The 11,583-nt window shown below is 45.3% G+C and carries 9 protein-coding genes and 1 pseudogene; 3 read left to right on the top strand and 7 right to left on the bottom strand.

All coding sequences use genetic code 11. The annotated features are described in order from the left end of the window. Nucleotides 1-117 precede the first annotated feature (117 nt). The 7 genes and pseudogenes from K1I56_RS05275 to K1I56_RS05245 all read right to left on the bottom strand — a co-directional run bounded on the left by K1I56_RS05275 (nucleotide 118) and on the right by K1I56_RS05245 (nucleotide 8,048). Nucleotides 118-1,725, bottom strand: coding sequence for an alpha-glucosidase (locus K1I56_RS05275; protein WP_223325454.1), 1,608 nt, complete (start codon nucleotides 1,723-1,725; stop codon nucleotides 118-120). Between the two features lie 68 nt (nucleotides 1,726-1,793). Continuing rightward, entirely contained in the window at nucleotides 1,794-4,025 is a 2,232-nt protein-coding gene (locus K1I56_RS05270; RefSeq protein WP_223325453.1) for a glycoside hydrolase family 31 protein, read from the bottom strand. Nucleotides 4,026-4,169: 144 nt separating this feature from the next. Beyond that, nucleotides 4,170-4,427, bottom strand: a pseudogene (locus K1I56_RS05265) (CPBP family glutamic-type intramembrane protease); the annotation flags it as partial. 201 nt (nucleotides 4,428-4,628) lie between these two features. Then, nucleotides 4,629-5,294 (bottom strand): potassium channel family protein, encoded by a 666-nt coding sequence (locus K1I56_RS05260; protein WP_070586917.1) that lies wholly within the window; start codon nucleotides 5,292-5,294, stop codon nucleotides 4,629-4,631. Nucleotides 5,295-5,303: 9 nt separating this feature from the next. Next, nucleotides 5,304-6,686: a TrkH family potassium uptake protein gene (locus K1I56_RS05255; RefSeq protein ID WP_223325452.1), complete on the bottom strand. Its 1,383-nt coding sequence runs from the start codon at nucleotides 6,684-6,686 to the stop codon at nucleotides 5,304-5,306. 31 nt (nucleotides 6,687-6,717) lie between these two features. Further along, nucleotides 6,718-7,482, bottom strand: coding sequence for a nucleoside phosphorylase (locus K1I56_RS05250; protein WP_223325451.1), 765 nt, complete (start codon nucleotides 7,480-7,482; stop codon nucleotides 6,718-6,720). After that, nucleotides 7,479-8,048, bottom strand: a complete 570-nt coding sequence (locus K1I56_RS05245; protein WP_223325450.1) for a sugar O-acetyltransferase — start codon at nucleotides 8,046-8,048, stop codon at nucleotides 7,479-7,481. The genes K1I56_RS05250 and K1I56_RS05245 overlap by 4 nt, the downstream gene beginning before the upstream one ends. 177 nt (nucleotides 8,049-8,225) lie before the next feature. Between K1I56_RS05245 and K1I56_RS05240 the strand changes: the two genes are divergently transcribed. The 3 genes from K1I56_RS05240 to K1I56_RS05230 all read left to right on the top strand — a co-directional run bounded on the left by K1I56_RS05240 (nucleotide 8,226) and on the right by K1I56_RS05230 (nucleotide 11,493). Continuing rightward, on the top strand, nucleotides 8,226-8,969 hold the full coding sequence (locus tag K1I56_RS05240; RefSeq protein WP_223325449.1) for a DeoR/GlpR family DNA-binding transcription regulator: 744 nt from the start codon (nucleotides 8,226-8,228) through the stop codon (nucleotides 8,967-8,969). 12 nt (nucleotides 8,970-8,981) lie between these two features. Beyond that, nucleotides 8,982-9,791, top strand: a complete 810-nt coding sequence (locus K1I56_RS05235) for a Cof-type HAD-IIB family hydrolase (protein ID WP_223325448.1) — start codon at nucleotides 8,982-8,984, stop codon at nucleotides 9,789-9,791. 271 nt (nucleotides 9,792-10,062) lie between these two features. Beyond that, nucleotides 10,063-11,493: a vWA domain-containing protein gene (locus tag K1I56_RS05230; RefSeq protein WP_223325447.1), complete on the top strand. Its 1,431-nt coding sequence runs from the start codon at nucleotides 10,063-10,065 to the stop codon at nucleotides 11,491-11,493. The last annotated feature ends 90 nt before the right edge of the window (nucleotides 11,494-11,583 follow it).

Here is an 11,583-nt window from a genome sequence, read left to right as displayed (position 1 = left end):
AGAGCCCACTCAACCACTGCGTCTTGCTCGACAATCCAAAAACAATTGAGAGGCTAGGACTTTTGTCCCAGCCTCTTCTACGAGGAAGTAATTTCCTCTATTTTTTCATTTGCTTCATTAGGCTAATTTGATACAGAAGGCATCCCAAGGGGCCAACTTGCCTGATTCGAGGACTTGTTCTACCTTGGTATTGGCAATGAGAACCTCTTCAACCCCATTAACGAGCGGTAAGTCTTGCTCTTGACTGGAGAGATTGACAACCACCAAATAGGCTTGCTCTCCTTCTACCCGCTTGTAGGCAAAAACCTTGTCTGCTGCATCCACCAATTCATAATCAGCAGTCACAAGCCAAGGGTGTTCTTTTCTCAAAGCAATGAGGGCTTGGTAGGTATAGAAAATAGAGTCTGGATCTGCGAGGGCAGCCTCTACATTGATCTCTTTGTAGTTTGGGTTGATCGCAAGCCATGGACGACCTGTCGTAAAGCCAGCTTCTGCTTCACTATTCCACTGCATCGGTGTCCGGGCATTGTCCCGACCAATATGGCAGATTTGATCCATGATCACTTCGAGCGGCACGCCTTTTTCTAAGGCTTCATGAGCATAGTTGATCGACTCAATATCTTCTACGTCCTCAAGGGTCTTAAATGGATAATTGGTCATCCCGATTTCTTCCCCTTGATAGATATAAGGAGTTCCCTTCATCAAGTGAAGCAGAATCGCTAAAGCCTTGGCAGATTTGACACGATAGTCGCCATCATCCCCCCAAGTTGACACAATCCGTGGCAAATCGTGGTTGTTCCAAAAGAGGGAATTCCAGCCTTCCTCTTCTCCTAATTCCGTCTGCCACTTGGTGAAAATTTCCTTCAATTTAGGCACATCCAATTCCTTAGCGTAGTGCCACTTTGGTTGACCCGGTTGGTATTGAAGGCCGATGTGTTCAAATTGGAAAACCATGGACAATTCTTGATTTTTTGGATTGGAGTATTGCTTGGCAATCTCTGGAGTTGCTCCCCAAGTTTCTCCCACTGTGAGCAGATCCTTATCGCCAAAGGTCGCTTGATTCATTTCCTTCAAGTAAGGATGGAGCATGGGACCATTGCTGATGATTTCCTGATCTGGGATCTTACCGATCATATCGATCACATCCATACGGAAGCCACCAATTCCCTTGTCAATCCAGAAATTCATCATGTCATAGATCTGATGGCGAAGCTCCTCATTTTCCCAGTTAAGGTCTGGTTGCTTCTTGCTAAAGTTATGCAGGTAGTATTGACCAGAAGCTTCATCGAACTCCCAAGCAGAGCCACTAAAAGCAGAAATAATGCCATTGGGCTCATCGCGCCAAATATAGAAATCCCGCTTTGGACTGTCTGGATGTTCACGCGCCTCGATAAACCAAGCATGCTCATCAGAGGTATGGTTGACCACCAAGTCCATGATGATTTTGATCTTACGTTTCTGACCTTCTGCGATTAATTCTTCCATATCTTCCATGGTACCAAAGATGGAGGCAATATCCTCGTAATCCGAGATGTCATAGCCGTTATCATCCATGGGACTCTTGTAGACTGGTGAGAGCCAGATAGCTGTGATCCCTAGCTTTTCCAAATAGTCTAGCTTGCTCGTGATCCCCTTGAGATCCCCGATGCCATCGCCATTACTATCCTTGAAACTTTTTGGATAAACTTGGTAAATTACGGCATTATGCCACCATTTTTGTTCCATTTTTTCTTCTCCTTTATGATTGTGAAATCACTTTCATCATACAAAAATAGGAGTGAAATTGCAAGAATTTACAAGTCTTCATTCTCTTCACTGGAATAAATCACTTCAAAGAGACGTTGGCGCAAGCCTTCCTCCAAAGGCGTGATGACCTTCATCAACTGTTTCCAATCCTTCGCTCTTGAACAAGCCGCAAATAATTCATTTTTCCTATCGTAGGCCAGGTTGGCAGATTTTAAGAGTTCAAACATCCGATCTTCTTTGGCAATCGGATGCGATTGCAGCTCACCCATCGCAATTTCCTGACTTTGATTGTCCACTAAAATAGGGGCTGTCTCAAAGGTATGGAGCAAGAAACGGTGCTGTCTCTTTTCAGGAAGCAAGGCAATCTCACCTGTTAAATCCAGCATAATCTTTCTTTCATCCCAATCGACTGTTAGGCGGGTTTCAACCTTGCTAGCTCCTTCTCCTTCGACGAGTACGAAGGAACGATTGTCACCTGGGAAGAGATGCCAGTCCAGCATTTCTGGAAGGTCCACTCCTGTCTGTGGTTGTGCATCCATAGGGATGATGGCTCCCGCACGTGCAAAGACTGGAATATCCTGGCTGGTCCTAAAGACCGTGAGATTGCCTCTTCCTTCATACTTCCAGTCATGGAAGAAATCATACCAAACGCCGTCTGGGAACCAAACACTCACAGAAGCACTATGAAAGACCGGATCCAGTGCTTCGGTAATCGGTGCCACCATGAGTTCACTGCCAAAGAAATATTGATTTTTCGCTTCATAAGCCTCTTCTTCATTTGGGTAATGGTAATAGAGGGGCTGAACCAAAGGCAGTCCTTCTTCATGCGTCGCCACATTCATGGTGTAAAGATAAGGCAGTAAGCTGTGACGCAGGCGCAAATACTGCTTCATCCAGCGACAGGTCTCAGGCGAGTAAAACCACGGTTCCTTGCTGTTAAAGGCATTACAAGAACTATGGAGACGATTGATCGGGCTAAAGACCCCAAATTGCAACCAGCGAAGAGCCAAGTCTTCATCATAGTAACCCCGCATATGGCCACCAATATCGTGACTCCACCACGTATAACCGATATTGGAAGCTGTGCTGGTAAAATAGGGTTGAAAGGCTAGGGATTCCCAAGTCACAATGGTATCCCCTGAAAAACCGATCGGATACCGGTGGCTGCCAGGACCCCCATAACGCGATAAGATGAGACCAGCTTGGCCTTTTCGACAATTGTCTAGATAATGATAGTGATTTAACAACCAAAGGGGATCCATCTTGCCATGACTACCTTGCTGCCAATCAATCCACCAAAAGTCCACTCCTTGATCTTCCAAGGGATGGTGGACATCTTCGAAATAGGCTTCGCGAAAGGCTGGACTGTAAAAGTCAAAGCTAGCCGCTTCTTCTTTTTTCGCATCTAATCCCAAGCGTTTTGCGACCATGGGATAAGCATCTTCGAAGGCGCGAATGCCATCTGCTGGATGGACATTTAAGGTCACCTTTAAACCACGCTCATGAAGACCATGTAAGAAGGCAGCAGGATCAGGAATCAAGTCCCGGTTCCAACTATAGCCCGTCCAACCACTTCCAAAGCGAGCAGGAATTGCTGTCTTGTGCCAGTCCATATCGATCACACTGACAGCCAAAGGCACCCCTTCAGCCTTGAAACGATCCATCAAATCTGTGTACTCCTGACTGGTATAAGGCCAATACCGACTCCACCAGTTTCCCAGAGCATAACGTGGCAAGAGGGGTGGTTGTCCCGTCAGATGGTAAAAATCTTTCAAGGCCCCTAGATAATCGCGCCCATAACCGAAGAAATACAGATCCACTTCTGGACATGGCCGTGCTCTAAATCCGCTTTCGACATCATACAAGTAGGAACTGGAATCATCCAAAAGAGCATAACCGGCCTTGCTCAAGATCCCATCTTGCAACTCCATAGCCCCATCGACCTCGTCAAGCGTCCGACTGGTCCCCTTCAAGGTCTCAGGCTGATCTCCATAGTGCCACCGGCTACCATAGACTGCATACTGACCCTTGAGCTCGATAAAAAGTCGATCCGGTGTAAAAGGTCCCTTTTCAAAATGAAGGTGGAGATTCTCCGTATGCAGATCGAGGACCTCTTCTGTCTCTACGACCTCACAGGCTACAGGTCCAAAATCACGATTTTGCACAACTTGCGTCTGACCATCCTCAAAAACACCATCCTCTGAGTATTCCAAGCGCACCAAAGATTCCGTTAATACGGAGATTCGGTAGTTCTCTCCCTGTATCACTGATCCTGCCATTTGTCGTTCCTCCGCTTTTATGGGCATCTGACTGCCCGCTTTTTATCTGCTTCGCCTCGCTGTGTAAGCGTTTACGGTTATACTATAGCACTCAAAAAAAGGCCTGTCAACACCTGACAGAGCCTTTCCTAAAATTTTATAAGATCAACTTCCCCAACGGATCAAGAGATACATGAGACTCGAACCAAACATATCTGCCAAGGCATGCATGAGGAAAAATGGCAAGAGATTCTTGACGACCTTCTTGTACATGAAGTAATAAAAGAGTCCATAAATGACGCCAATCACAAGGGCCTAGAGAAGCCCCTGATAGGTGTGGAAAGAAAAACGGATCAAAGTTGAAAAGGCCAGCGCCTTCTATTTGTTCTTCTCACTTACCGAAGTCATTAAGCCCAAAAAGAATGGCCGTCACAATACCAATATCAAACCATTTGAGCTCTTTTAAGGGCTGTTTGGGTCGTATTCTGTTAAAAAATATCATCTTTCATCCTTCTATTCCCACAATGGAAGTGTTTTTGTTTCTCTTACTTTAGCAATCAACGCTTAAAGAAGAGTTAACCTAGAGAAGAAAAAAACGACCTTTCGGCCGTTTCCATTACACTATTAGTCTAACAAATCTTGGATTCTATCTAAATATTGGTTGTCTGTCACTGCCATCACACGCACCCCTTCAGGCCAGATAAAGTCGGGACCAATCTGAATATGAAGCGGTTGGTCTTCCGCATCTCGATAGCCGATAATATTGAGATGGTGCTCCTCTCTGACAGCCAAGTCCTGAAGGCTTTTTCCTACCCAGCTAGCTGGAACCGTAAACTCAGCCACCACCACTGCTTCATCCAACTGGAAGACTTCAATCCCGTGTTGGAAGAGGATCATCTTAGCTAGAGACATCCCCGCTTCTACCTCTGGTAGGATGACCAAATCAGCCCCAATCTTCTCAAGGACTTCCTTGGTCACTTCATTCTTGACCTTGGCAATGACGTGCTCGACGCCAAGTGCCTTACAGTGCATGACCGCCAGGACACTTGATTCCAAGTTTTCTCCCGTCGCAATGACGACTGTGTCACAGTTCCCAATATCTGCCGCATCCAAGAGGTCCATTTCCGTAATATCTCCAACAATTCCAGTTGTAATCATAGATTCATACTGGTTGATCACATCTTCATGATCGTCAATTGCAATGATATCCACATCCTGGTCCTGCAGGGTTTTTAAGACACTCTGTCCAAAAATCCCTAATCCCAGAATTCCAATGGTTCGATTTGCCATAAGTCTCTCCTATCCGATAATGATGTCTGCCTTGGCATACTGCAAGGCGTCTGCCTTTTTGGCCTTGTAATTGTTCAAGCTGACCATAAGGGTCAAGGGGCCGATTCGACCGATAAACATGAGCACCATGATGATCCCCAGACCTGCTCCATTTAAGGTTGAGGTCACATTGGCCGTCACGCCCACTGTCGCTAAAGCCGATACCACCTCAAAGACCAGGTACAGAAAACGTTGACCATCCGGCGTCACAAGACAAAGGCCAAAGAGACCCAGGATAAAGGTCAACTGGAAAATCACTGCTGTGCCCAAAGAACGTTGCACCAAGTCTGGTGCGATGGTTCGTTTGCCTAAATTGGTATGTGGCAAACCCAGCAATTCCTTGCGAGCTAAGAGGATCAAGACCAAGAAGGTGGTGATCTTCATCCCTCCTGCTGTCCCACCTGGTGCCCCACCTAGGAACATCTGGAGGATATAAACAAAGAGTGTCACAGGTCGGACTGCTGTATAATCCAGTGAGGCAAAGCCAGCCGTCCGCATACTGACAGTTTGGAAGAAGCTGACCAAGATCTTCTCTCCCAATGGAAGGGACCCAATCGTTGCTGGATTATTAAACTCTGTCAAGAGGCTAGTTACGGTCCCAAAGAGAAGGATAGCAGCTGTCAACCAGAGAACCACCTTGGTATGAAAGCGAAGAGTCCGGCGTCCAGATTGGTTGCGGGCCTTGGTCGCTAGGTCAAACCAGACCATAAAGCCCAAGCCCCCAGTAATGATCAGGGCAGATAAGGTCAGATTGACCAACCAATCGGTCTGGAAACTCATCATACTATCGCCCCCAAAATTATCAAAGCCCGCATTACAAAAGGCGGAAACCGCAACAAAGATGGAGTTGAAGATTCCATGACCCCAACCAAAGCGAGGAATAAAGCGAGTCATGAGAAGCAAGGCCCCGACACCTTCGATGGTAAATGTGGTAATAAAGATGGAGCGGACAAAACGGGTCAAACTTTGGTTATTGCTAAAACTAAAGCTATCCCGAATGGTCTGCCGGTCCTTGAAACTGAGCTTTTGGCGACTTTCCATAAAGAAGAGACCGATAAAGGTCAAAATCCCTAGGCCCCCAATCTGAATCAAGAGCATACAGATGAGTTGCCCCCAGCCGTTATAGGTCGAAGCCACCGACTGGGTAAAGAGTCCTGTCACACAGACCATAGAGACTGCTGTAAAGAGGTGGTCGATATAGCCTGCTGTTGAGCTTACTTGCTGGACAAAGGGCAAACTCAATAAGAGCGAGCCCACCAGGATAACCAAGGCAAAGCTGAGAAAAATTCGCCTTGCCGGAGACAGGCGAGTCAGTTTGGCCCGCCATTGTTTAAAAAATATTTTGTCTAACATAGCTTCATTGTATCATAAAAAGAGAAAAGACTTATAAGTGATGAACCATCTCTAGGCATAATTCTAAGGCCTTCTCAAAAGCTTCTGAGCCCCAGTCACGCTGGTCATAATTTTCCAGATCTGCTAGAGAATCTGCGGTAAATAGGAGCATGCCCCAAATCGCCCCACGAAGTTGGGCCACTGCAGCAAGTGAAGCACACTCCATCTCCACCACACTACACCCTTCTTCGATGCGATAGGCCACCTTGTCAGGTGTTTCCCTATAAAAACCGTCCGTCGACCAGGTCATGACCTCTTGATAAGGAATATCTTTTCCTTTCAAGACAGTTTCGATGGCGGTCAGTGCACGACTGTCCACTTCGATATAACGAGAAGGCGCTACATAATGGTAACTAGCTCCCTCATCTCGCAAGGCCTTGGTCGGGATCAAAAAGGCATTTTCTTCCATGTCCACCAAGACGCCACAGCTTCCTGAGGAAATGATTTTCCTCACCCCATAGCCAATCAACCAATCCATGAATTGGGCAGCAGGTGCAGATCCAACTGGCGCTTGTGCCAAGCAGAGTTTCTCCCCTTGGTGCTCCAGAACATAGACTGGATAAGCCTTGGTAGCTGAGACAAAGGTAGCCACTTGCTCAGCTCCAACAGTTTTGGCAAAGCGGTCAATCTCATCCGCTAAGAAAGCATAAACGCATTTTTCAGGCAGGTGCAGGTCTAACCCCTCATGGGTCGGCATCAGGACTGCCTGTGGGTTGTCGTCAAACTCTAAAATAGGAATTTCATGTTTTTGGATCATCCCTTCTCCTTTTTAATGGGTATTTCTTTAATGATACGGGCTGGGTTTCCTCCAAGAACTACATTATCTCCAAAGGATTTGGTCACGACTGCCCCAGCGCCAGCGACCACATTATCACCCAGCGTGACACCAGGAAGGATGGTGACTCCTCCTCCTGCCCAGAAATTGTCTCCTATCGTAATCGGAGCTCCGTACTCAAGACCCGAGTTGCGCTCATCTGGATCCAGCGGGTGTAAGGGGGTCAAAAATTGGCAATTAGGGCCAATCATGGCATTCTTTCCGATCGTAATGGGACAAATATCCAACATGGTCAAATTGTAATTGGCATAGAAATACTCTCCCAAATGGATGTTGACCCCATAATCCACAAGAACCTGACGATTGAGATAGAGGTTTTCACCAGTAGAGCCAAACCACTCTTTGATGATGGTGGCCCCTTTTTTAGGGTCTACTTCTTGGTTAAAGGCTTCTTGTTTCTCCCGAGAAGCTTTGGCCAAAGCCCGTAATTCAGGGTCCGCAGGTCTATAATAGTCACCTGCAATCATTTTTTCATATTCACTGGCCATAAGGAAACCTCCACGTTATTTTGACATATTATAGCAGAATTCCCCCCTTAAAACAAACGTCAGGAATAAGATTTTCTAAGAAAGAGATCATAAACACTTAAATACACTTAAGAAAACTTGCATCCGCTTGCAAAATGATGTACAATAAAGGCAAGAACAGCAATAAGGAGCGAATTCATGTACCAGGAACAACGGCTTGAAAAAATCCTAGAACTTTTAGAAGAGCGAAAACAGCTATCCGCTAAAGAAATGGTCGATTATTTCAAGGTCTCAAAAGATACTATCCGCAGAGACTTTGCCCTTCTGAGCCAACGCCAGCTAGTACGTAGAACCCATGGTGGACTTCTCCCCTTAAACAAAGAACCCGGACCTTCTTACCTAGACCGCAGTCAAAAGGCTAACAAGGAAAAGACTGCCATGGCTCAAAAAGCCCTGCAATGGATCCAAAATGGACAAGTGATCTTTCTCGATGCCTCTACCTCAATCACTTTGCTGGCAGGCCTACTTGATGGAGATCTTACAGTCTATTCGCACTCCCTTGACAATGCTATCCAACTCAGTAGCCATTCCCAGGTTGACTTTCATCTCTTAGGAGGAAAATTCTATCCCAAAAACCGCTTCTACTATGCTGCGGACCAAGCACAAATACTGGACAATCTTCGCTTTGATCTTGCTTTTTTTGGAGCGAGTAGCTTAGCCAATGGCGAAGTCACCTTTGAGGATGCTGAAGACGTTGCGGTCAAGTCTCTCGTTTTTGAGCGGACTCGTACAAAGGTGCTGGTAGCAGAAAGTGCCAAGTTCCACCAACATGCTAACTACTATCTCGCTCGTCTCCAGCAATTTGATTATTGGATAACCGACAAAAAACCAAGTCCTGACATCCTTAAACAAATCGGCAGTGAAACCACTATTCTCTATTAGGAGGGAATCTTTATGTCTCATATTCGTCTCATCATCAGCGACATCGATGGCACTATCTTAAATGACCACCATCGGATCGATCCACAGTTGGCAGCATTGATCCCGGATTTAAAACGCGAAGCCATTCCTTTCGTACTGGCTTCTGCTCGTTCTCCAAAAGGGATGGCTCCCATTGCCAAAGAACTCGGCATAGAAGACTTCCCCATGGCCTGCTATAATGGGGCCCTGATCCAAAAGGGAGAACAGGTTCTTTTCGAGCATCCTTTGAACAAGAATGAAGCTCGGCAGTTCATCAACTGGGTCCGAGAGCAATTTCCTCCAGTTTCGATCAACCTCTATAGCGGAAAAGACTGGATGACCGACTGCCTGGACCAATGGAGTCAAGAAGAGGCCCGTATTACAGGAGAAGAACCTCTCATTCTCCCTCTATCGGATCCTTTGCTCGATCCGACAAAGCCCCTTCACAAATTGCTCTTAATTGGAGAGCCGGAAGAGATCCAAGATCTCTATCGCGCTATTGCTACCAACGACTTCCCTTCTACTGCCTTTTATCTTTCCAAAGCCAACTACCTAGAAGTCACTGCTAAGCAGGTCTCCAAAGAGGATGCCCTGGTTGAGCTCGCCAACCACTACCACTTAAACTTGGAAGAAGTTCTCACCATGGGGGACAACTTCAATGATCTCCCTATGCTCAAAAAAGCTGGAATCGGGGTCGCTATGGGCAACGCTCCTCAAGAAGTGAAAGATGGAGCAAGAGTCGTCACAAAGACCAACAATGAAAACGGGGCAGGGCAAGCGGTTGAGACTTATGTCTTGATTTAGGGACATAAATAAAGTGACTAGCTAGTATTTTTTACGAATAAAAAATAGAGTAGAAATGCCGATAAAATAAGGATTCCTGCAAATTTGTGGAAATCCTATTTTCTTTCTTGTAATTTGTATATTTAAATTATTTTGTGTATATTTTTCTGATTCAACTTTTTATCAATAATTAGGGATATAAAAGTCGACAAAACCCTTGATTATTATACCGTTGACAAGCTTTTCAAAAACCTGTATGATAGAAAAAAGTTTATTAAAAAGGGGACGTATTTTGAAAAAATATACTATTTCACGTAAACAAACTTTAACTTTAGCTTCCGTTGTTTTAGGAACTGTCTTCACAGGAACGACTATTGCTTCTGCTGATGACGTTGCACCTGCAACAACCCAAGCTGCTCCTGCAACTACTACAGCAGCAAAATCACCTATTACGGCTGCAACAGAAGAAATCAACGCCAAAGCCAATACACCAGTTGTTCCTGCTGATAAAGCAAAAACTGGAGATGTAATCGCTGTGGACGTTAAAAAAACTGGCCCATCTGCTAAAACAGACGGCGCAGACACAACTACTATCTCAACAGCAACCATCAAAACGACTAGCTTAGCCGATCCAAACACACCTGTTGGCACTTCAAAACCAGTCTCTTCTACCAAGACAGCTACATCCACAAAAGAAACAGCTGACTACACTGAGACAACTACAGAAACTGTCAATAAAACAACTGTAGTCGAAGTGACAAAAGAAGCAGATATCGTCAATAAAAAAGAAGTCCAAGCAACATCCGACATCGTCTTTGTCATTGATAAATCAACCTCGATGGATTCACATATCAATGATACAATGAAGAACGTTGAGACCTTTGTTCGTAATTTATCTGCAAAAAATATCCAAGCACGCTTGGGATTGGTTGCATTTGAACGATCAGATCGTATACAATACTTTGATTTTAACGGATCAAAATTCACAACGGATCCAGAAAGTTTTATTTCTGCTCTGAAAACTATCAAAACCTATGGTGGTTATGAAAACACCACTGTTCCATTGCGCCACATCGCTACTTCAGAGGACTACAACTGGGGCACCGGAACAAACAATCATCGATTTGCATTCGTCATTACAGACGAGCCAATCGATATGAATACTCCATATAAGAATCCTCTCCCATCAAAAGAAGAAACTCTTCAATCATTGAAGGCAGCGAATATTTCCTTAACAGTTGTAGGACGCACAGTAGACCAGTCTGACTTTGCTCCATTGGTCAATGGAACAAATGGTCTCTACTTAGATATCGACAAAAACTTTGCTGACTTGTTGAACGTTCAATTTGCCAACAAAGTCGTTGAAACTGTCCAAAAAGGTCGTGTCTTCAAAGTCCAAACAGACAAGTATGAGTTGATCTCAAAAACTCATCGTGTGGCGAAAGTAAAACCACAAACTCCTAGCATCCAAACGCCTGCAACACCGACCCCTACCCCTCAAAAACCGGCTGTTGTAACCCCTGCGAAACCGACTGTATTCACACCTGCTAAAAACGAGCCTGCCAAAACAGCAGTCTATATCGCACCTGCAGCTCTTCCTCAAAAAGAAGCAAGTCTTCCAAATACAGGAAGCAAGACCTCAATTGCCTTGACAACTCTTGGCCTTGGTCTTCTTAGCATGAGTGCTGCCTTTGGCCTCTCTCGTAAAACAAAGAAAGACTAACATGAAAAGCCTAATCCGTTGATTGGGCTTTTTATCACTCAAAATTTCCCCTTTGCTATTTTCATTAGAAAGCGGAAATCTTCAACTTCT

Origin of the sequence: Streptococcus parasanguinis (assembly GCF_019929185.1) — a bacterium.
In the GTDB taxonomy this organism is placed as follows: domain Bacteria; phylum Bacillota; class Bacilli; order Lactobacillales; family Streptococcaceae; genus Streptococcus; species Streptococcus parasanguinis_O.
This window is presented reverse-complemented; position numbering and strand designations above follow the sequence as displayed.